Source organism: Bradyrhizobium sp. MI1.7 (genome assembly GCF_055811795.1).
In genome coordinates, this window is record NZ_JBVVPO010000023.1 from 101750 (window position 1) to 122460 (window position 20711).

Below are 20711 nucleotides of genomic sequence, written 5' to 3' on the forward strand. Positions count from 1 at the left end.
TCCACCTCCGGCCGTCTGGAATTGGCGCGTTTCGCGGGCCGGATGGGCGGTTCTTCCTTAAGCGAGCCGGCTGCGCAAGGCAAAGCCTCAATCCGGACATCTGTTGTTGCTTTAGGCATTCTCAATCCACGGGGACTATTTATCCGGCATGGCTGCTTCGTTTTTCTCTCGCCTGCGCGACTCGGGCGCATTTCTGGCGCTGCTCGTGGCGGGCGCGGCGCTGTCCGGCTGCGCCGGCATGAGCGAGACAATCGCACCGGCCTTTGCCGATCCGGGCAAGTACGAATTGTACGACTGCAAGCAGCTCGAGGCCGAGCGCAAGGGGATCGCCAGCCGCACCGAGCAGTTGCAGAAGCTGATGGAGAAGGCTGAGACCGGGGCGGGAGGTGCGGTTGTGTCCGAGCTCGCCTATCGCAACGACTACATCGCGGTGCGCGGGCAGTCGCAACTTGCCGAGGAGGCCTGGCGCCGCAATAGGTGCCGGGAAACGCCGCCCGGTGCGGCGCCGGCGGCCTCTGCTCCGCAGCGGCCGGACATCAAGCCCGCCCCGAAATCCGGTAGCGCCGTTCGCTGAGTTGACACGATTGCGCCCGCCTCACGGCCGCCAGCCGTAGATCCAGTCCTGCCGCGCCAGCATGCGCTCCGGGCCGAGCGCGCGGATCGCAACATCGCGCGCGATCGCGAACGGCCCACCGAGATGATAGATGCGGCCCTGCCGCCGCGCCGTCCGCTGCACCTGCCGCACCCGCGCCTGCCGCGCGCGGCCATATTGCTTGAGCGCCGCCGTGATGCCGGCCGCGCTCTCGGCAGCCTCGAGGCTCAGATGCCGGGCGAGCACGGCGGCATCCTCGATCGCCATGCCGGCGCCCTGGGCGGCGAATGGCAGCATCGCATGCACGGCGTCACCGAGCAGGCCGACCGGTCCTTGGCTCCAGGGGCAGCCGTCGGGCACGCCGAACAGCGCCCATTTGCGCCAATTGTCGACGGCAGTGAGCATCATCCTGGCCGCCGATGGCCAACGCGGTGCCGCGAAGGCGTCCATCACCTCGAACGGGTCGCCCGGCGTGCTCCAGCCGGGCCTGTTCCAGGTCCCCGGTAGCACCGCGACCACGTTGATCTGGCGTCCGCCGGCGATCGGATAAGCGACGAGATGGGCGTTCGGACCCATCCAGAGCTGCACCCGCCGCGCGGTAAAATCCTTCGGCAGTTGCGTGGCATCGAGCGTGCCGCGCCAGGCGATCAGGCCGGAGAAGCGCGGCTGCACCTCGGGAAACAGATGCTGGCGTACCGTCGACCAGATACCGTCGGCGCCGATCAGTGCGCTGGCCAGATCGCTGCGGCGTATCGTGCCGCTGCGATGGACGACCGTCAGCCCCTTGGCGTGGGGCGCCACATCCTCGAAGGTCGCACCTAACTTCAGATCGATATCGGGATGGTCGGAGACCGCACCGGCCAGCGCGGATTGCAGGTCGGCGCGATGCACCACCCAATAGGGTGCGCCGGCCCGCGCGGAAGCGGCTTCGCCGAGCGGCATGCGCAGCAGTTCGCCGCCGGCCCGCGCGCTCATGACGCAGAGCGCCTCAGGCGTGACGGCGCTTCGCTTGAGCCGCTCGGTGAGGCCGAGCTCGACCAGCACGCGGCTGGCGTTGGGGGAGAGTTGCAGGCCGGCGCCGACTTCCTCGAGCCGCTCGGCCTTTTCCAGCACGACGATGCGGAAGCCACGGGCTGCGAGCGCAAGCGCGGCCGTCAGTCCACCTATGCCGGCACCGGCGATGACAATCGTTCGGGAGAGCGCCACCCCTGACCGTGAGAGGCGGTCAGGCCACCTTGTCCTTCAGCACGCATTCCGGCGGACGGGCTTCGCCCGGCTTCAGGTCGGCGGCGAAACGGTACAGCGTCGAGCAATAGGGGCAGATGATCTCGTTGTCGTTGCCGAGGTCCAGGAAGACGTGCGGATGATCGAACGGAGGATTGGCGCCGACGCACATGAACTCTTGCGAGCCGATCTCGATGACGGGGACACCGGCATCGTTATGGAAGTGCGGGACGACATGGTCGGACATCGTAGTTCATCCTGGAGTGGCAATGGCGGCAGACACAATCAAACACTGACGCGGCATCTTTGAGGCGCCGCGGACCATACTGTTGGGTGCAGATGATTGCTAGTCCAGCGGAACCGAAAGGTTCGCAATCGCCCCATGCTCATTTGCTCATGCAAATTCGACACAATCTTGCGGCCTGAGAGAAGCCCTTCTTTCGTCGGGGACGTTGTGTCGCAATTTTGGCATACTATGTCTTTGGACAAGCGGAATTGCGACGAAAGACGAACCGTCAGGCGCAATGATCTCGGGATCGTCCAGGCTCTTGGTATGACTCTTGGCATGAAGTGGCTGCGAATCAGCACGGCGTTGACCGGTATTGCAGCATGCAGCTTCATGCTCGCGCAGGTAGCGCCGCATGCCCGCGAGGCCGGCGCGCTCCTCTCTGCCCAGGACGATCCGGCGGCGCTCTCCGAGCTCAAGCTCGATGCGCTGCTGCGGCAGAACGACCGCCTGGTTCAGGACAATATCGAGACCGCGCTCGCCGCCGGCGACGCTGATCTCGCCGACAGTTTTGTCGCGCTGGCGCGTGAACGCAACGTCGCGCTGCCCGACGACCTCCTCAACCGCGTGAGCGATGCGGTCAAGGAAGAAAATTCCACGCGGCATTTCGCCAAACGGTTCGCCACCGGCCTCGTCACCGGCAACGCCGACGATGTCGCGAGCCTGTCCGGAACCGTCGTCGGCGATCTCTTCGTGATCGGCGACATCAGGGACGTCGTGCGCGAGGGCAAGCACCTCGCCATGGGCGAGGACACCGATCGCCTGGTGCTCGGCCTTGCGACCGCCGGCCTTGCGGTGACGGCGGTGACCTACGTGTCGGTCGGCGGCGCCGCGCCCGTGCGCGCTGGACTGACGCTGGTGAAGGATGCCCGCAAGGTCGGACGGCTCGGCGAGGGACTTGCCGCATGGGCCGGCCGGTCGGCGCGTGAGGTGGTCGATACGCCAATGCTCCAGAACGCCGTCGCCAAGGGTTCGGTGTTCCGCCCCGGCGAGACCGCGAGCGCGATCAAGGCCGCGTTCCGCGCCGAGAAGGCCGGTGCGCTGGTCCGGCTCGGCAAGGACGTCACCCGCGTTGCCGAAAGGACCGGCACGCGCGGCGCCATGGACACGCTGCGCATCGCCGAAGGCCCGAAGGACGTCGCGCGCGCGGCCCGGCTGGCGGAAGCGCAGGGCGGCAAGACCCGCGCGATCATGAAGCTGCTCGGCCGCGGCGCCCTGCTGCTCGTCGGCGGCATGTTCGATCTGGCGCTCTGGCTGTTCGGCGCGGCACTGACGCTGTTCGGCCTGCTGTCCTCGATCAAGGCGGCGACGGAGCGCCTGACCCAGGCCTGGTGCGATCGCAGAAGGGCGCGCCGGCTCCGCCGGGCGCAGATGGCGGCCCAATCCGCTCTGGCGGACGCGGCGCTTACCGCCTAAGATCGATCTCTCCCCCACAACGACTTCCGGAACTGCTGATGCCGAGCTTTCACAACGGCGCCGTTGAAATTGCCTATCTCGACGAAGGCGAGGGCGATCCGATCATCCTGGTGCACGGCTTTGCCTCGAGCAAGAACGTGAACTGGGTCTATCCGACCTGGGTCTCGGAACTGCGCAAGAACGGCCGCCGTGTCATCGCGCTGGACAATCGCGGCCATGGCGAAAGCGCAAAGCTCTACGATCCCACGCAGTACTCGATCCCGACCATGGCCGGCGACGTGCTCGCGCTGATGGATCATCTCGCGATTCCGCAGGCGGACATGATGGGCTATTCGATGGGCGGGCGGATGACGGCCTGGCTCTCCCTCAACGAGTCGCAGCGCCTGCGCTCGGCGATCCTCGGCGGCATCGGCATCGGCGGCCTGATCGAGGGCACCGGGCCCGGCGAGAACGTCGCGAAGGCGCTGGAGGCGCCCACGCTCGACGACGTCACCGATCCCGTCGGCCGCACGTTTCGCGCCTTCGCCGATCAGACCCGTTCCGACCGTCGTGCGCTCGCCGCCTGCCTGCGCGGCACCCGCGACCTCATGACGAAGGAAGAGGCCGCGCGCATCGACGTGCCCGTGCTGATCGCGGTCGGCAGCGCCGACGACGTCGCAGGATCCGCCAGCGCGCTCGGCGCCATCATCCCGGGATCGGAAGTGCTCGACATCCCCAATCGCGACCACATGCGCGCGGTCGGCGACAAGGTCTACAAGACCGGCGTGCTCGATTTCCTGTCACGCCGCGGCTGAGGTCTCGTCGTCAGGTTGGTCGTCACCGAAACGACGCGCCAGCGCCATCAGGACCACGAAGGTCGCGACCCACACCATCCGTGCGCCGTAGCGGTCGTGCGGACCCGAGATCACGCCGCAGATGAAGGCGTTGCCGAGCAGCGCCAGCGTGACGGTTGCCGCCAGCAGCGTCAGATCGTCGAGCCGGCGGCTTGCCAGCGCATGCGCGAGCAACCCGACCAGCGCCAGCATCGAGGCCAGCGCGACGGGAACGTGCAGCCAGTTGACGTGATCGAAATCGAGGCCGTGATTCTGCTGCCGCGCCGCGCGCATCGGCGCGACTTGCGCCGGGATGTAGCGCTCGATGATGCCGTAGGTGTGCCCGATCCAGACACTGGCGCCTTCGCCGGTGGCCACATGCAGCAATTGCTGGCCCATCGCCCGCAACGCCGCGCCGGCCTGCCACGCCGGATAGTCGGCGAGCGAATGCACGACGATATAGCCCATCTCGTCGTTCATGCCTTCGAAGCGGCCGAGCGTGTTGAACATGCTCTTGCCCCACAGGAACTCGTCGGCGGTCGCCGGCAATTGGTTGCGATAGGGACAGAGCTTGTAGTGCTCGCGCGGGCAATGATCGCTCAGGAAGCGCGCGACGATACCGTCCTGCATCATGCGTCCGAAAGCGACGCCATAGCCGCCGGGCGTCCAGGCCCATTTGCCCGACAGCGCGTGGTTTGCCGACACCAGCATCAGGCCGCCCGCGACGATGGTGAGGCTTGCCTGCGCCAATCCGGCGAGCGGCAGGCGCGCGCCGAGGAACGGCCGCACCATCCAGCCGGCGGCGCAGAGCCCGAACAGCACGCCGAGTGTGGCGCTGTGGGTTGCGGCGGCAAACGCGGTGAAGACGAACAGCGAGATCTTTTCGAGGCTCGATGTCCGGCTCGCGCCGACGACCAGCAAGAACAGGGACAGGATCGAGAGCCCCGCAAAGATGTCCGTGAGCAGCATGCTCGCGAGCCAGGGCAGCGCGGTCGACAGGATCAGGCAGAGGCTGATCGCGACGAAACGAGACGTCTGCATCAACCCGAGTACGCGCAGCGTCAGTTGCAACAGCCACAGTGTCGCCAGCGACTGGACCGCGAGATTGACCCAGAAGCCGAAAGTCTCGCCGTAGTGCAGATAGAGGCCGAACACGGTGGAGCGGCTCGGGACCAGATAGCCCTCGTACCAGCGCGCCAGATAGCCGCCGGTATCCCATTGCAACAGCGGATAGCCGTTCCAGAACGCCGGTGCGATCAAGAGGAGGGGCAGTCCCACCGCCGCCAGCCGCAGCCAAAGCGAGCCCGCGGCGCCCGCGCGCAATTGATCGGTGGTGATGCTCAAATCCGCTCCGTCGTGTTCCCCGACCATGCCGGCAATAGCGGTCGAGGCGGAATTCACCAATAGTTTGACGCTGCCCGGCTTGAATTTGGCAAAACCCTGACCATTTTGAGCCGACCTCGCCGCCTGGGGGCGTCAGAAGAAACTGTTGTGTTTCAGGGCGTTGTCGTGCTTTCGCGGAGCAACTCACTGTTCACTCTCAGGCAAGCCCGTCGGGACTTCGTCGGGTAGACTGTGGTATAGAGCCAGCAAAATGAGCCAATTCGAAAGAGCAGATCCTATGGCAGTGCATCAGGTCAGTCCGGGAGGAAAGCTCGCAACGCTCGATCCGATCTGGGATCGGATCCGCGGCGAGGCGGAGGACATCGTCCATCGCGAGCCGGAGCTTGCGACCTTCATCTACTCGACGGTGCTGCATCACAGTCGCCTGGAAGATTCGGTGATCCATCGTCTCGCCGACCGGCTCGATCATTCCGCGCTGTCGGGTGATCTCGTTCGCCAGACCTATGACGAGGCGCTGCGCGAGGCTCCCGATCTCGGCAACGCCTTCCGCGCCGACCTCGTCGCCGTCTACGACCGCGATCCCGCTACGTCGCGCTTCATCGACCCCTTGCTCTACTTCAAGGGCTTTCACGCCATCCAGACCCATCGCCTCGCGCACTGGCTCTATCTGAAGGGCCGCAAGGACTTTGCGTATTATCTCCAGAGCCGCGCGTCTGCGGTGTTCCAGACCGACATCAATCCCGCCGCGCGCATCGGCCGCGGCATCTTCCTCGACCACGCCACCGGCTTCGTCTGCGGTGAGACCGCGGTGATCGAGGATGACGTCTCGATCCTGCACGGCGTCACGCTCGGCGGCACCGGCAAGGAGAACGAGGACCGCCATCCGAAGATCCGTCACGGCGTCCTGATCGGCGCCGGCGCAAAGATCCTCGGCAACATCGAGATCGGTCATTGCGCGCGCATCGCCGCCGGCTCGGTCGTGGTCAAGCCGGTGCCGCACAACGTCACGGTTGCCGGTGTGCCCGCCAAGATCGTCGGTGAGGCCGGCTGCGCCGAGCCGTCGCGCACCATGGATCAGATGATCAACGCGATGGGACTTTGAGCGAGAGAAAAGGGCCGGATTCTCCGGCCCCGCTCGTCCCCAAATTCTTTGGCAATTCATGCTGGCGGTTCGTCGCGTCTCGTCCTAAAACCCCGCCAACCCAGATTTCGATTGGAGACTTGCCGTGGACGTCAAGGAAGTAAGGAAGCTCGACGCGTATCTGAAGCGCGTATTCGGCAATCCCAAGATCCGCGTCGTGCCGCGGCCGAAGAAGGATGATTCCGCCGAGGTCTATATCGGCGAGGAGTTCATCGGCGTGCTCTTCGTCGATGACGAGGATGATGATCGCTCGTTCCAATTCCAGATGGCGATCCTCGAGGACGATCTCGTCGATCAGGAATAGTTTCTCTCTCCGTCATTGCGAGCGAAGCGAAGCAATCCAGGATCTTTCCGCGGAGGGATTCTGGATTGCTTCGCTCTGCTCGCAATGACGAACGTTAACTCCGCGGTTCCGTAGTTCTATTTCTTCGCGAGAATGCGCAGCCGCGCCGTGGCATCAGCGACAGTGATGCCGTTCGCATCGACGAGCTCGGCCTGCACGACCATATCGCGATCCGTCCGTTCGACAACGCGCGCGCGTGCCGTGATGGCTCCGACCGCTGCAGGCTTCAGGAAACGCGTATCCAGACTTCTGGTGACCACTGTCAGGTCGGGAGACAGCGCTGCCAGCGCGCCAATCCCGGTGGCGGAGTCCAGCATCGCCGCGAGGAAGCCGCCCTGCATCGTGCCGTGCCTGTTGGTGAATGCGAGCTGCGCCTGAAAGCGGATCAAGGCCCGCCCGCCCTCGTCAAAGCCGAGCCATTCGCGCCCCAACAATTGGGCGCCCGGAGGCAGGTTTGCTGCTGCATCGGTCACGTCGATCACCGCGCTTGATGTTGTTGGCGACGAGCCTATCAGCCGGTCAATGCGGCGCAAAGCGATCGGGGGTCAGCCCTTCGGTCCGCGCAATTGCGCTGACAGCCGGTCCAGCGCTTCCGCGACATCGCGCCATTGCGACAGCCAGCTCCGCGGAAAACGGAAGGTGAGATCGGCGCCGTCGACACGGCGTTCGGAAAGGCACATGCCCGGCGTGGCGGCATCGCGCGTGCAGCGTGCGGTCAGCGCGGGGCTTGCGGCGGAATAGAAGTCCTCGCTGCCATAGGGCGTGTCGGCGCGGAACATCCGCATCGTCAGGCCGTCCGCCGCACTGGTCGCGGCCTGGTCGAGATAGCGCGGATAGATCGTGGCCGTTCGCTGCTCCGGCGCCAGCGCATCGTGATGCGCCGATATCGACAGGAAGACACGGTCGATCGGTTGCATCGCCTCTTCCACGGTGTCGGCGGTGACATGTTTCGGCGCGCCCGGCGGCTCAAGCGAAGGGTAGAGGAAGTCGAGATCGATGCGCTCCTGCGGCCCGGAGTGCCGCTGGATCTTCATCCTGATCGCGGTCGTGGGAACGTTGAACAGCGTGCCGCCGACGCTCACCGGCAGCCGGTCCGGCGCATTTGCGCCGCCCGAGCCCCAGGTCGGCCACAGCAAATAGGCGACGAGCGCCACCGCGCCCAGCGCCGCAATGCCGCCGAGCACGATCGGGACGACATGCGCCCGAGGGTGCGTCCTGGAGGACCTAAGGGGAGCTGCCGAAAACATCGTCATGAGCTTGCGCAAGTCGAACCGGGAAGTCGGCCGGTGGCCGACGAATCAGCGGCGAATATGCCATGCGGCGGCGAATTCGCGGAGCGTTCCCGGCCGCCGGGACGGGGGAGGGCCCTGCGCGGATCGGCCCCCGCTGTTAACCTTCCCTTAAGGATAATGTAGCGTTAACCGGCACTCTTTGTCACAGGAAGGCTCCGGCGTTGCGTAAGGGCGGACCGTTCCGATGACACCTGAAGCCTTCAATTCTCTGTTCTCGATCTGCATCGGTTTCGCGCTCGCGGGCGCGCTCGTGAACGGATACCAGGCGTTTGCGCAGCGGCCGGCGGGCTTCGGCCTGTTGCAGGACGGCGTGGCGCCGAAGACGTTTGCCGCGGTTCCGTTCCTGGTGTTCGCGGCGCCCTTCATCATCATGCGCAACACGCTGCGCGGCATGCGGGTGGAAAGCCGCCGCGTCGAATTCGTGATGATGGCGACCGTCATCGCCGGCTTCTGGAGCATGATGAGCGGCACCTTCTTCCTGATGACGCTACGCGCCGCCGGCGTTCTGGTCTGACAGAGCTGCGTGGCGCGGCGGCCCTTTGCCTCCGCGTCGCCGTTTCGCTATGGCTGGGGTCGACGCGACAGGAGAACCCCATGGCGATCTACGAGCTCGACGGACAGGCACCCGATCTTCCCGCCGACGGGAATTACTTCATCGCCGAGACCGCGACCGTGATCGGCCGCGTGCGCCTGAAGCCGGGTGCGAGCGTCTGGTTCGGCGCCGTGCTGCGCGGCGACAATGAATGGATCGAGATCGGCGATGGCGCCAATGTGCAGGATGGCTCGACCTGCCACACCGACCTCGGCTTCCCCATGGTCATCGGCAAGAATTGCACCGTCGGCCACAACGTCATCCTGCACGGCTGCACGATCGAGGAGGGTGCGCTCGTCGGAATGGGCTCGATCGTGATGAATGGCGCGAAGATCGGCCGCAACAGCATCGTCGGCGCGGGCTCGGTCATCACCGAGGGCAAGGAATTTCCCGAACGCTCCTTGATCATCGGCTCACCCGCGCGCGTGATCCGCACGCTCGACGACGCCCAGGTGCAGAAGATGGGGAGTGCGGCGAGGTTCTACGTGGCCAACGGCCCGCGCTTCAAGAAAGGCCTGAAGCGGATCGGCTGAAAATAGCCGTGGGCCGCCGAGAAGATGGCGGCCGCCGCATAGCGGTCCGCGCGCGCAGCGCGTCAGCTTCCTCCGGATTCACATGCTTCGATCGCGGCTGCTGATGCTCGCGCGGAAGTGAGACAGTGAGGCTGTCAGGAAGGCGCGGGTGACGTTAGCTTGGTCCCGCTTTGAGCGTGGAACGTCTCCACGCGGAGGATCGAGTGATGTTACGCAAGATGATGATGGCGGCGCTGGCCGTCGCGGCAGTCGGCTTGTCGGCGCCGCAGGCGGCTGAGGCGCGGGGCGGTTTCGGTCATGGCGGCGGCGGCTGGGGCCATGGTGGCGGTTGGGGCCATGGCGGTCACTGGCGTGGCGGCGGCTTCTGGCCCGGAGTGGCGATCGGGGCAGGTCTCGCCGGCGCCAGCTACTATGGCGGCTATTACGGCTACGGCTACCCCTATTACGGCGATCCCTATTACTCTGGTACCGGCTACGACGATGGCGGTTATGGCGGCTGCTATGTCGCGCGGAAGCGTGTCATGACGCCGTCGGGCTGGCGTGTCCGCCGCGTGGATGTCTGCGAATAGTGGCCACGAGGCTCAGCCAGACTAGGAAGCCAGATCTGCCAAAAGACTGGACCCACTAAAGAACAAGGCCGTTGACGCAGTATACCGTCAACGACCTTGCCAGCCCCGGACATTGAAATCGGCTCACGCCATCCGGTAACCGCGAGCATGGCGCGGAATCATACGGGGGAATGTGATCCAGTTCACATGTGGAAAAATTTAAGTCGCGGACCCTGACCCGGCTAGCCGCGCGAGCGCTTGCGGGCGCTGGCGTGGACACGGCGCGACGGTTTCCTGCGGGTAACCGAGGGTGTCTCCGCCTCCGTGGCCCGGGCGCTGGCAAAGGACTGCCGAAGGCTGTCGATGGACTCGTTCAGCGTCGTGACCTGCTCGGACAGTCGCTTGGTGTCGGCCTGCTGGAATGCGAGCAGCTTCTTCACCGTCTGGAGCTGGTCCTGCACGACCTGGAGCTGGTCGATCGATTCCTGCTGGGTCGCCTCGAGACCCTTGGTCTTCTCGACGAGTTGCTCGGAGGCCTGGGCCGTGCGGGCCTGGAGCTGCCGCGACGCCACCACCCGGTCGGTCTCGGGAGTTGCGCCGGTATAGGCGCGCCAGATCGCGATCGAGCTCACGCCCGCGATGAGGAGCAGGAGGGCTGCGGCGGTCAGCGCGATCGGCTGGGCGCCAAGGCGAAGGAGGGGATTGGACGGCCTGTCCTGGGCGAGATCGATCATCGCTGACAAAACCCAAATTGAAACTTGGTGAGTGGCGAAGTGCGGCAACCAGAGGTCGCCGGGACGTCCCGAAAGTGTTACCATTCGGCAACAAATGGGACCAAAAAGAGGCTAACGGGAAAAAACCAGCAATCAGCTGGTCTTGGGACCCCTCAAGGTCCTCGAAAAGAGCCGGGATCAAGGCTGGAACGGCGAAAACGGTCCGGAATAGGTCTTCGAGCGCGGCGCCGCATAGGGCCCGAGTCGGGAGGTTTTCAGTCCCAGCCGCACCAGTGATTCTGCCAGCGTGACCGCCGCTACGACGCCGTCGACCACGGGCAGGCCATGTGTGGCGGCGAGTTCGGCGGCGAGGTCAGCCATGCCGGCGCAGCCGAGCACGATGGCTTCCGCCCGATCGTCGCGGACCGCGGCGGTGATCTCCGCGGAGATCTTGCCGAGAGCATCAGCATTGCGCTCCTCGAGCGCGAGCACCGGGACCTCGGCGGCGCGGACGCGAGCGCAGCGCTCGGCGAGACCGTATTTCCGCAAATTATGCTCGATCGGCACGATCGAGACACCGAGGGTCGTCACCACGGCAAAACGCGCCGCGATCAGGCTCGCCATGTGGAAGCCGGCTTCCCCGATGCCGATCACCGGCGCTTTCGCGGCGGCACGCGCGGCGTCGAGGCCGGTGTCGTCGAAGCAGGCGATGATGTGGGCGTCGGCGCCGTCGCGGTCGGCGTCGCGGATGCAGCCGAGCATGCCGGGCACGGCGAAGGCTTCGTCGTAAAAGCCCTCGATCGAGACCGGGCCCATCGCGGGCTGGCGCGCATCGATCAAAGTGTCGGGCAGGGCGACGCTGCGTGCCGCAGCGGCGATCTTCGCCGTCATCGACGCGGTGGTGTTGGGATTGACGACGTGCAGCCGCATCAGTTCAGACAAGCCCCTTGTCAGACAAGCCCTTGGCCGGCATCCGAGCCCTTGGCCGCCTGCCGTTTGTTGAGCATGTGGATGGTGCCGAGTGCAAGGGCGATCACGGTGAACGACACCGCCGAGATCACGGTGCCGAGTGCATAGATGTCGGGGTTCGTCACGGTGGTGGTGAGGCCCTGGAGATCGAGCGGCAGCGTGTTCACCGCCCCGATCGCCTGGCTGGAGCGGGCGAGTTCGTCCCAGGACAGCGTGAAGCCGAACAGGCCGATGCCGATCACGGAGGGCAGAATGATCGGCAGCACGACATGACGGAAGGCCTGCCACGGCGTCGCGCCAAGATCGCGCGCGGCTTCCTCGAGCCTGGGATCAAAGCGGTTGAAGATCGCGAACATGATGAGCAGGCCGAACGGCAGCGTCCAGGTCAGGTGCGCACCGAGGCCCGAGGTCAACAGGCCCATCGAGGTCTCGAAATTCTCGTTCCAGTGCGCCTTGATCAGGTCGTCGATGATGCGGAATTCAAGCGAGATGCCGAGTGAGGTGATGATCGAGGGAACGATGAGGCTCGCGATCGCCGAGTAAAACAAGATGCCCTGCGCCTTGAACTTGCGGCGGAAGGCCATGCCGGCGGCGACCGACAGCACGACGGTCACGACCATCACGATCAGGCCAAGCAGCAGCGAGCGGCGGAAGGCCGCGCCGAGATCGACGATGCCGGTGCCCTGGAACAGTTTTGCGATCCAGAAGGTCGACACGCCGTTCATCGGGAAAGTGAGGCCGCCCTGCGGCCCCTGGAACGAGAGGACGTAGATCGCGATCATCGGACCGTAGAGAAACACCACATAGGCCGCGAAGAAGATCGCGAGCACGTAGAACGAGCGCGGGCGTCCTTCCTTCATGCTCTAGAGCTCCTTCTTGATGTCGACGATGCGCGACATCATGGTGATGATCAGGAAGGTGATGATGAGCAGGATCACGGCGTTCGCGGCGGCAGCCGGGAATTGCAACGCGTTCACCCGCGTCTCGATGATCTTGCCGGCGGCGGCGATCTGCTGGCCGCCCATCACGCCGATGGTGATGAAATCGCCCATCACGATGGTGATGACGAAGATCGAGCCGATCACGATGCCGGGCTTGGAGAGCGGAATGATGACGTTGACCAGCGTCTGGAAACCGGTGGCGCCGGCGTCATAGGCGGCCTCGATCAGCGACTTGTCGATGCGGATCATCGAATTGAAGATCGGCACCACCATGAAGAAGGTGAAGAGGTGGACCAGCGCCAGCACCACGGAGAATTCAGAGAACAGCAGCCATTCCAGCGGGTGGTTGATCAATCCGCTCTTGACCAGTCCGGAGTTCACCAGGCCATTGCGCCCGAGCAGCGGGATCCAGGCGATCATGCGGATCACGTTGGAGGTCCAGAACGGGATCGTGCAGAGCAGCGACAATCCCATCTGCCAGGTCTTGGACTTGACGTGGAAGGCGAGGAAGTAGGCGACCCAGAAGCCGATGAAGAGCGTGATGACCCAGACCAGGAAGCACAGCTTCAGCGTCTTCAGATAGGTCTTGGCGATGGTGCAGAGATCGGGGAGCTGCGCGATGCAGCCCTCGAACGTGTCGGTGTAGCCGCGGCCGGAGAAGGCCGGCAGCAGCTGGTATTCGTTGTAGTCCCAGAACGAGACGATGACGACGAAGACCAGCGGGATCAGGAAGAAGGCGAGAAACACCAGCATCATCGGCCCGGCCTGGAGCCAGGAGATGAAGGACGGCGACAGGCGCGTCGCTTTCGCGGCGCGCGCCGTGCCCGACCCCGGGATCAATCCCGGGGACGCCTGTTGCAGGATGTCCTCTGACGTGTCCATCACGTTAGGCCGCGATGAACTCGTTCCACTTGCGGACCATGTAGTCGTTCTCGTCCATCACGGCGTTCCAGCAGGCGACGCCGCCCATGCGGTCCTCGTAGGAGCCGCCGTCGCGCACCGCGCCGGCCTTCTCGAGCAGCGAGCCGTCGGGTGCCTTGATGTCCTTCTCGGCCGGCTTGCCTTCCATCCAGTACGCCCACTCGTACGGCTCCATGTGCGCCTTCGCGGTCGAGAGCACGGCGGAGTAGTAGCCCTGGCGGTTGAGATAGGCGCCGGCATAACCGGACAGGAACCAGTTCACGAACTCATAGGCCCATTCGAGCTTCGCACCCGACACGCCCTTGGAGACGCAGAAGCCCGAGGCCCAGGAGCGATAGCCTTCCTTGAGCGGCTGGAAGGTGCAGGGGATGCCCATCGAGCGCACCTTCGTCACGGCCGGCGACCACATCGACTGGATCACCGTTTCGCCTGAAGCCATCAGGTTGACGCTTTCGTTGAAATCTTTCCAGAAGGCGCGGAATTGCCCCGCCTTCTTGGCTTCGGTCATCACCTTCATGGTGAGATCGATCTCTTCCTTGGTCATGTTGCCCTTGTCGGCATATTTGTACTTGCCGGTGGCTTCCACGACCATCGCGGCATCCATGATGCCGATCGAGGGGATGTTGAGGATCGAGGCCTTGCCCTTGAATTCGGGATTGAGCAGCTCGGACCACGAGCTGATCGGGCGCTTGATCAGGTCGGGACGAATGCCGAGCGTGTCGGCGTTGTAGACGGTCGGGATCAGCGTGACGAACTCGGTCGCCGACGTCGCGAACTTCTTGGAGTCCTTGCCTTCGAGATAAAGCACCTTCCAGGGCGCCGTGCCCTGGCCGCCGATCTTCTTGCCGCCGGGCGTCTCGCCCTTGGTGAAGACCGGCGTGATGTTGTCGAATTCCTTGATCTTCTTGGCATCGAGGGCAAGGATGTTGCCCGACGGCACGATCTTCTTCAGCGAGAAATATTCGGTGTCGAGCACATCGAAGGAGTTGGGCTGGGTCATCACGCGCTTGGTGACGTCGTCGGTGGTCGCGGTGATGTATTCGATCTTGATGCCGGTGTCCTTGAGGCACTGCTTGGAGATGTCGTCGCCCTCGTTCACGGCGGTGCCGAGATAGCGCAGCACCTTCGCATCGGCCGATTTCACATAGGGGAAGCCGGTGATGGCGCCGGAGCCGGCGGCGAGGCCCGCGAGACCTGCGGTGCCCTTGAGCAGCGTGCGGCGGCTGACGCCCTTCGTCCTGGTGGTCTCGGTCATATCAGTCACTCCTCTGTTGCGCATTCCAGTGATCGATCGGCGCTATTGCAGGCGTTGCGCCTTGGCAGGATCCCAGGTGGCCAGCACGCGATCGCCCGGACGGAACGGGTGGACGTCGAAGGCGGCCTCGGGGAGGTGGGAGAACAGGGCGGTGCCGTCGTCGAGCGTGAGCGAGACGGCGATGTAGGAGCCCTGGTACTCGGTCTGGGTCAGCAGCGCCGGCGCGCCGAACGCGCCCTCGGCGAACGGCGCGATGCCGAGCTGATCGGCGCGCACGGCGATGAGGTTTCCGGCGTCGCTGAGGACGTTGTGGCCGCCGATGAAGCGCGCCACGAATTCAGTGCGGGGGCGGTGGAAGATCTCGCGCGCGGTGCCTTGCTGTTCGATCCTGCCCTGGTTCATCACCACGATGTGGTCGGCGAGCGCCATCGCTTCTTCCTGGCCGTGGGTGACCTGGATGAAGCTGATGCCGAGCTCGCGCTGAAGGCGCTTCAACTCGCCGCGCATCCTCACCCGCAGGAACGGATCGAGCGCGGAGAGCGGCTCGTCGAGCAGCAGGATCTGCGGCTCGGTGATCAGTGCGCGAGCCAGCGCCACGCGCTGCTGCTGGCCGCCGGAGAGTTGGGCCGGGAGCCGGCCCGCATAGGGTGTCATCGCCACCAGCTCGAGCAATTCGCCGGCGCGCCTGTGCCTGGTCGCGCGGTCGACGCCTCGCATTTTGAGCGCAAACGCCACATTGTCGAGCACGGTCAGATGCGGAAACAGCGCGTAGGACTGGAACATCATCGCCGTGCCGCGCTTGGCGGGCTCGAGGTCGGTCACGTTCTGCGCACCGAGAATGATGTCGCCTTTGCTGACCGCCTCATGGCCCGCGATCATCCGCAAGGTCGAGGTCTTGCCGCAGCCGGAGGGGCCGAGCAGGCAGCAATAGGTCCCGGCCGGGATCTTCAAATTGACGGTGTCGACCGCCAGCGTCGTGTCGTAGCGCTTGGTGACGGCGACCAGTTCGAGAGCGGCGGGAGTGGCCATGGCGTGTCCAAGGGAGGGGCGATGCTCCCGTCTCTCCGCAAGGTCCGTGCCAACCGCCCTTGGCCGGCTGAATTCCAGAACTGTGCAGCAGAGTCAGGTCGTTAGATCGAATCCGCCGCCTTCGGCCGTCCCAGCACCCGTCTGTCTCGCTGCACACAAAACGGGCGCGGATTGTATAAACTTTTGCCTGTGATTGGATACAGGTCGTCGACTAACATTCAAGGCTGAACGTCGCCGATCGAGCCCTCACACCCAACCCTTCGAACTGATGGCCGCCAAGACTCCCCCGAAATCCGACGCGCCAGATGCGAGCGATCGCGTCAGCCGTATCAGTGAGGGGGTGACCGCCGCGATCCTCGAGCATCGCCTGCTGCCCGGTACGAAGCTCGGCGAGGACGAGATCGGCGAGATCTACGGCGCGAGCCGCACGCTGGTCCGCACGGCGCTCCAGCAGCTTGCGCATGAAGGCATCGTCAACATCGAGAAGAACCGCGGCGCCTTCGTCGCGCGGCCGACGCCGGGCGATGCCCGTGAAGTGTTCGAGGCGCGCCGCCTGATCGAGCCGACCATCGTCGATCACGCGATTGATGCGGTGTCACCGGCCTGGATCGATCGCCTCCATCAGCATCTCGCCGAGGAGCGCGAGGCGGAGCTGCGCGGTGACGCGCGCGCCTCGGTCCGGCTCTCCGGCGAGTTTCATCGCCTCGTCGCGGAGATGAGTGGCCACAGCATCTATCTCGGCTTCCTGAAAGAGCTGATCGCGCGCTCCTCGCTCATCATCCTGCTCTACCGCCGCCACGACACGCCGGCCTGTGGCACCGATCATCACGCCGGCATCGTCGCCGCGATCCGCAAGCGCGACAAGCAGGCTGCGCGCGTGCAGATGCTGTCGCATCTGGACGAGATCGAGGCCGAACTGTTCTTGAAGGATCCCGCCGCCGACGAGTTGCGGCTCGCCGACGTGCTGGGCGTGTGACCGCCTGCCATCTGTCAGAACGGACGTTCCTGATTTCGCCTCATGATCTTGAGCACCAGCAGGACGGCTCCGAGGACGAGCAACAACACGCCGACGAAAGTCATGCCGCTGTATTCGAACGTCACGCCTACGGCCGTCAGCAGGCATCCCAAGATGATTGCGATGAGCCCGCCGAGCTTCTTGGCCAGCAGGATGCGTCCGTCACTCGTTTGCGCCACCATGTTACGCCTCGTCATTTGAATTCTACAGACGACCGCAAGCCCCTCCTGCCCAGTGGCTCAAATCGCGTAGACCGCGCAGGATCGTACTCCCGAGCGAGAAAGTTGCAATCTACCGTTGCTGGCGGGTCGAAATCGATAGTGCGTTTTTAATTTGAGTTCGACGCGAGTGCGACAGGTGCACTTACCCATTCGCCTATCCAACTTGATGGGGACGCTTCTCTTCGCGTCCGTATGGCTGATTTGCAAAACCTCCCTGTGGTTGCAAATTGACTCGATGCGGTTTGCAGGCATCAATCCATAGCTGCATCGCGCGGCGTCAGCTGGCTGGCGTTCGCCCGGATCTGCGTGGAGATTGGACATGTGGGGTTGGACCACGCCGGCCGGACTCTTCAGAGCCGCCGCATTGCTTGTGTCGATTGGAAGCCTCGGCAGCCCGTTGCCCTTACAAGCCCAGCAGGACTCCGCCGTCCTGTTCCGCAACGTTCGGATCTTCGACGGAAAGAATGCCACGCTCTCGGCCGCGTCCAACGTCCTGATCAGGAACAGGAAGATCGAGAAGATTTCGACCGCCGATATCGCGGCCACCGGTCAGGTGATCGACGGCGGCGGCCGGGTGCTGATGCCGGGACTGATCGACGCGCATTGGCACGCGATGCTGGTGCGCCCGACGCCGGCCGCGGCCCTCGGCGATGTCGGCTACAACAATCTGCTCGCCGCCAGCGAGGCGACAGCGACGCTGATGCGCGGCTTCACCACCATACGCGACATGGGCGGGCCGAGTTTCGGCCTCAAGCGGGCCATCGACGAGGGTCTCGTCGCCGGTCCGCACATCTATCCGTCCGGCGCCATCATCACCATCACCGGCGGTCATGGCGATTTCCGCCAGCTCACCGATCTGCCGCGAACCATCGGCGGCATGCTCAGCCGCATGGAGCTGATCGGCGGCAGCCTGGTCGCCGACAGCCCGGACGAGGTGCGCGTGCGCGCGCGCGAGCAACTGATGCAAGGCGCGTCGCAGGTCAAGCTCACGGCGGGCGGCGGCGTCGCATCGCCCTTCAGTCCGCTCGATGTCTCCACCTTCACCGAGCCCGAGCTGCGCGCCGCTGTCGAGGCCGCGGACAATTGGGGCACCTATGTCGCCACGCACGCCTATACGCCGGTCGCGATCCAGCGCTCGATCGCAGCCGGCGTGAGATGCATCGAGCACGGACATCTCATGGATGAGGCGAGCGCGAAGCTGATCGCGGAGAAGGGCGTCTGGCTGAGCACGCAACCGTTCCTTGATATCTCCGGCGCCGCGGCGCTGGGACCGTCGGAGCAGGACAAGATGCGGCAGGTCGTTGCCGGCACCGACCGCGTCTATGCGCTGGCGAAGAAGTACAAGATCAAGACCGCGTTCGGCACTGACGTCCTGTTCTCGAAGGCATTGGCGGACAAGCAGGGCTCGATGCTGGCCGCACTGACGCGCTGGTACACGCCGGCCGAAGCGCTGACGATGGCGACGTCGACCAACGCTGAACTCTTGAGCCTGTCGGGCCTGCGCAATCCCTATCCCGGCAAGCTCGGCGTGGTCGAGGAGGGCGCGCTCGCCGATCTCCTGCTGGTCGACGGCAATCCGCTCGACGACATCAAGCTGGTCGAAGATCCCGCGAAGAATTTTGTGGTGATCATGAAGGACGGCAGGATCTACAAGAACAGGCTCGCGCATTGATGCGCGCTGGGCAGGTGTGAGCCCGCGAAATTCAATCGCCTCTAGTCTCGCTGGTCAGGAACCGGCTTTCCTGGTCGAGAGCCTTTTGCGATCTCCGGGAGCGCAGGAGGCCGCGCGGGGCTTGTCACAATCTCCGGCCTGTCACCATCGGAGGCGTGACTTCTGAGCGTCTCCAAAACCAGAAAGAATTTTTCTGCTAGCATGAGTCAAGCTCGCTGACGCGTTCATCTCGGTTTCGAGAACGACGAGATTCGCTATCAATTCGATCACTTACTGTACGCGGCGGCAATTTAATTCGTCACGCCGGACGAATTATGACAGTCCTGCCCGATCTTTAGCGTCGCGCATGGCGCATGTGGACGATGATGCGTTGCGACGTAACGTTGCTATTCCTTACGGGCCTGACGAGCTATATGCTGCGCTCTGTCATCAAACTGTCATGTCACCGGAAATGTTGAAATCAGACGCTACGCCGGCTCGCAAAACCATGAGCGCGCCGGATGGGAATCCTATCCTCAAGGACAGGAACAAGAGAACGCAAGTCGTCGCCGGCTTCCTCAGGCAACGTGACGCAGCCGAGCCCGACCCGGAACATGCGATCGTCGAGGGCGCTGTGATTGATCAGACGCCATCGCAAGACACGACGCCTGCACCGGAGCCAGCCCAGTCCGGCACTGCTGCGCGTCCCGCCGGTGAGATCGAGCTCAAGCTGCTCGTCGATGCCGATCGCATGGCGCATTTCAACGCCGCGCCGGTCATCACGGCCAACGCGCGCAACAAGGGCACGCGCAAGCATCTCAAGTCGGTCTATTACGACACGGCCGAGCGCCTGCTTCGGCGCAATGGCCTGAGCCTGCGCGTCCGCCAGAGCGGCGCGCGCTTCGTGCAGACGGTGAAGACGGACGCCGCGGACGATCCGTTGCGCCGTGGCGAGTGGGAGGCGAGCGTGTCATCGCTTGCGCCCGATCTCGCTCTGGCGATGCCCTTCATTCCGGAGAAGCTTCGTAGCAACCTCGTGACGCAGCCGCTCGAAGCCGTCTTCACCGCCGACATCCGTCGTCACGCGAGGATGATCGACTTGTCGTCCGGCGCGGTCGAAATCGCCTTCGATCAAGGCGAGCTGACGGCTGGCGATCGCACGCTACAGGTGAGCGAGATCGAGCTTGAGCTGAAGAGCGGCAGCGCCAGCACGATCTACGAGGTCGCGCTGCGGCTCGCGGAGCAGGGTGCGGTGAAGCCGTCTATCCGTACCAAGTCGGCGCGCGGCTTTGATCTTGCCGCCGATGAGCCGCCCCCGGCACGTCGCCCGCGAAAACTTCGCCTCGATGCGTCGGTCACGCTCGACGAGGCCTTCGCGACGATCCTGCGCTCCTGCTTCCTCCATCTGCTTCAGTCGCTGCCGGCCGCCGAGGACGGGCGCAACCCGGAAGGCGTGCATCAACTCCGCGTCTCGCTGCGCCGGCTGCGATCGGCGCTCGACCTGATGAGGTCGGTCGGTACGCTCAGCAATCTCGACGCGCTGCGGTCGGAGGTCAAATGGCTGGCGCAAGACCTCTCCGCCGCCCGTGATTGGGACGTGTTCCAGCTCGATACCTTGCCGACGATCGCACAGGCCTGTCCGTTGGTCGCCGGCTTCGATGCGCTGGGCCGGGCTGCGGCCGAGCGCCAGTCGGACGCCTATCGCAAGGCGCATGATGCGCTCGACGATCGCCGCTGCGCCGTGTTCCTGATCGGCCTCGGAAACTGGATCGAGACGCGAGGCTGGCGCAACGACGTTGCCGCCGAAGATCTCGGCCAGCTCGCCGAACCTGCCGTCGACTTCGCGCGACGCATCTTGTCGGAGCAATACGCC

At 64.7% G+C, this 20711-nt stretch carries 23 protein-coding genes; 11 read left to right on the forward strand and 12 right to left on the reverse strand.

The window, feature by feature from the left end:
• Positions 1-148 precede the first annotated feature (148 nt).
• Positions 149-574 carry a twin-arginine translocation pathway signal gene (locus tag AC0L3X_RS21775; protein WP_354102207.1) on the forward strand — a complete coding sequence of 142 codons (426 nt, stop codon included), beginning with the start codon at positions 149-151 and terminating at the stop codon, positions 572-574.
• Positions 575-595: 21 nt separating this feature from the next.
• Here the strand turns inward: AC0L3X_RS21775 and AC0L3X_RS21780 are convergent, their stop codons facing one another.
• Complete coding sequence (locus tag AC0L3X_RS21780) at positions 596-1798, reverse strand: FAD-dependent monooxygenase (RefSeq protein WP_354102206.1); 1203 nt, start codon at positions 1796-1798, stop codon at positions 596-598.
• A 19-nt stretch (positions 1799-1817) separates the two neighbouring features.
• Positions 1818-2063 (reverse strand): zinc-finger domain-containing protein, encoded by a 246-nt coding sequence (locus tag AC0L3X_RS21785; protein ID WP_008562814.1) that lies wholly within the window; start codon positions 2061-2063, stop codon positions 1818-1820.
• Positions 2064-2381: 318 nt separating this feature from the next.
• Between AC0L3X_RS21785 and AC0L3X_RS21790 the strand changes: the two genes are divergently transcribed.
• Together AC0L3X_RS21790 and AC0L3X_RS21795 are read left to right on the forward strand one after the other, a co-directional pair.
• Positions 2382-3518 carry a hypothetical protein gene (locus AC0L3X_RS21790; RefSeq protein ID WP_354102205.1) on the forward strand — a complete coding sequence of 379 codons (1137 nt, stop codon included), beginning with the start codon at positions 2382-2384 and terminating at the stop codon, positions 3516-3518.
• A 38-nt stretch (positions 3519-3556) separates the two neighbouring features.
• Positions 3557-4312: an alpha/beta fold hydrolase gene (locus AC0L3X_RS21795; RefSeq protein ID WP_166091920.1), complete on the forward strand. Its 756-nt coding sequence runs from the start codon at positions 3557-3559 to the stop codon at positions 4310-4312.
• On the opposite strand, the gene AC0L3X_RS21800 is transcribed toward AC0L3X_RS21795, so the two are convergent.
• Entirely contained in the window at positions 4298-5674 is a 1377-nt protein-coding gene (locus AC0L3X_RS21800; RefSeq protein ID WP_354131454.1) for a hypothetical protein, read from the reverse strand. The two genes, AC0L3X_RS21795 and AC0L3X_RS21800, sit on opposite strands and share 15 nt — an antisense overlap.
• A gap of 277 nt (positions 5675-5951) precedes the next feature.
• Between AC0L3X_RS21800 and cysE the strand changes: the two genes are divergently transcribed.
• Together cysE and AC0L3X_RS21810 are read left to right on the forward strand one after the other, a co-directional pair.
• Positions 5952-6776 carry a serine O-acetyltransferase gene (gene cysE / locus AC0L3X_RS21805; RefSeq protein ID WP_014494283.1) on the forward strand — a complete coding sequence of 275 codons (825 nt, stop codon included), beginning with the start codon at positions 5952-5954 and terminating at the stop codon, positions 6774-6776.
• 124 nt (positions 6777-6900) lie between these two features.
• Positions 6901-7119, forward strand: a complete 219-nt coding sequence (locus AC0L3X_RS21810; protein WP_007602550.1) for a DUF3126 family protein — start codon at positions 6901-6903, stop codon at positions 7117-7119.
• Between the two features lie 116 nt (positions 7120-7235).
• On the opposite strand, the gene AC0L3X_RS21815 is transcribed toward AC0L3X_RS21810, so the two are convergent.
• Together AC0L3X_RS21815 and AC0L3X_RS21820 are read right to left on the reverse strand one after the other, a co-directional pair.
• Positions 7236-7631, reverse strand: a complete 396-nt coding sequence (locus tag AC0L3X_RS21815; protein ID WP_473316737.1) for a PaaI family thioesterase — start codon at positions 7629-7631, stop codon at positions 7236-7238.
• Positions 7632-7703: 72 nt separating this feature from the next.
• A complete protein-coding gene (locus tag AC0L3X_RS21820; RefSeq protein ID WP_085401688.1) occupies positions 7704-8411 on the reverse strand; it encodes a hypothetical protein in 708 nt (235 codons plus the stop codon).
• Between the two features lie 223 nt (positions 8412-8634).
• On the opposite strand from AC0L3X_RS21820, the gene AC0L3X_RS21825 reads away from it, so the two are divergent.
• The 3 genes from AC0L3X_RS21825 (at position 8635) to AC0L3X_RS21835 (ending at position 10144) form a co-directional block, all read left to right on the forward strand.
• Positions 8635-8964, forward strand: coding sequence for a DUF6949 family protein (locus AC0L3X_RS21825; protein ID WP_014494286.1), 330 nt, complete (start codon positions 8635-8637; stop codon positions 8962-8964).
• Between the two features lie 80 nt (positions 8965-9044).
• A complete protein-coding gene (locus AC0L3X_RS21830) occupies positions 9045-9575 on the forward strand; it encodes a gamma carbonic anhydrase family protein (protein ID WP_166342424.1) in 531 nt (176 codons plus the stop codon).
• Positions 9576-9781: 206 nt separating this feature from the next.
• Entirely contained in the window at positions 9782-10144 is a 363-nt protein-coding gene (locus tag AC0L3X_RS21835) for a hypothetical protein (protein WP_354097529.1), read from the forward strand.
• A 221-nt stretch (positions 10145-10365) separates the two neighbouring features.
• On the opposite strand, the gene AC0L3X_RS21840 is transcribed toward AC0L3X_RS21835, so the two are convergent.
• The 6 genes from AC0L3X_RS21840 to AC0L3X_RS21865 form a co-directional block, all read right to left on the reverse strand.
• Positions 10366-10857: a hypothetical protein gene (locus tag AC0L3X_RS21840; protein WP_166342423.1), complete on the reverse strand. Its 492-nt coding sequence runs from the start codon at positions 10855-10857 to the stop codon at positions 10366-10368.
• 177 nt (positions 10858-11034) lie between these two features.
• Positions 11035-11766, reverse strand: coding sequence for an aspartate/glutamate racemase family protein (locus AC0L3X_RS21845; protein ID WP_166353239.1), 732 nt, complete (start codon positions 11764-11766; stop codon positions 11035-11037).
• A gap of 20 nt (positions 11767-11786) precedes the next feature.
• A complete protein-coding gene (locus AC0L3X_RS21850; RefSeq protein WP_166342422.1) occupies positions 11787-12665 on the reverse strand; it encodes an ABC transporter permease in 879 nt (292 codons plus the stop codon).
• 3 nt (positions 12666-12668) lie between these two features.
• The gene (locus tag AC0L3X_RS21855; RefSeq protein ID WP_041958636.1) at positions 12669-13628 is read right to left on the reverse strand and encodes an ABC transporter permease; all 960 of its coding nucleotides are present in this window, start codon (positions 13626-13628) and stop codon (positions 12669-12671) included.
• A gap of 4 nt (positions 13629-13632) precedes the next feature.
• Positions 13633-14922 (reverse strand): ABC transporter substrate-binding protein, encoded by a 1290-nt coding sequence (locus AC0L3X_RS21860; protein WP_028150047.1) that lies wholly within the window; start codon positions 14920-14922, stop codon positions 13633-13635.
• A gap of 42 nt (positions 14923-14964) precedes the next feature.
• Entirely contained in the window at positions 14965-15951 is a 987-nt protein-coding gene (locus AC0L3X_RS21865; protein ID WP_063982479.1) for an ABC transporter ATP-binding protein, read from the reverse strand.
• A gap of 268 nt (positions 15952-16219) precedes the next feature.
• Here AC0L3X_RS21865 and AC0L3X_RS21870 point away from each other — a divergent pair, with 268 nt between their 5' ends.
• Entirely contained in the window at positions 16220-16927 is a 708-nt protein-coding gene (locus AC0L3X_RS21870) for a GntR family transcriptional regulator (RefSeq protein ID WP_354097530.1), read from the forward strand.
• 14 nt (positions 16928-16941) lie between these two features.
• Here the strand turns inward: AC0L3X_RS21870 and AC0L3X_RS21875 are convergent, their stop codons facing one another.
• On the reverse strand, positions 16942-17148 hold the full coding sequence (locus AC0L3X_RS21875) for a hypothetical protein (protein WP_063982481.1): 207 nt from the start codon (positions 17146-17148) through the stop codon (positions 16942-16944).
• Positions 17149-17506: 358 nt separating this feature from the next.
• Here AC0L3X_RS21875 and AC0L3X_RS21880 point away from each other — a divergent pair, with 358 nt between their 5' ends.
• Together AC0L3X_RS21880 and AC0L3X_RS21885 are read left to right on the forward strand one after the other, a co-directional pair.
• Positions 17507-18859 carry a metal-dependent hydrolase family protein gene (locus tag AC0L3X_RS21880; protein WP_473316739.1) on the forward strand — a complete coding sequence of 451 codons (1353 nt, stop codon included), beginning with the start codon at positions 17507-17509 and terminating at the stop codon, positions 18857-18859.
• A gap of 451 nt (positions 18860-19310) precedes the next feature.
• The coding region (locus AC0L3X_RS21885) for a CYTH and CHAD domain-containing protein (RefSeq protein WP_473316740.1) at positions 19311-20711 on the forward strand (1401 nt) is incomplete at its 3' end.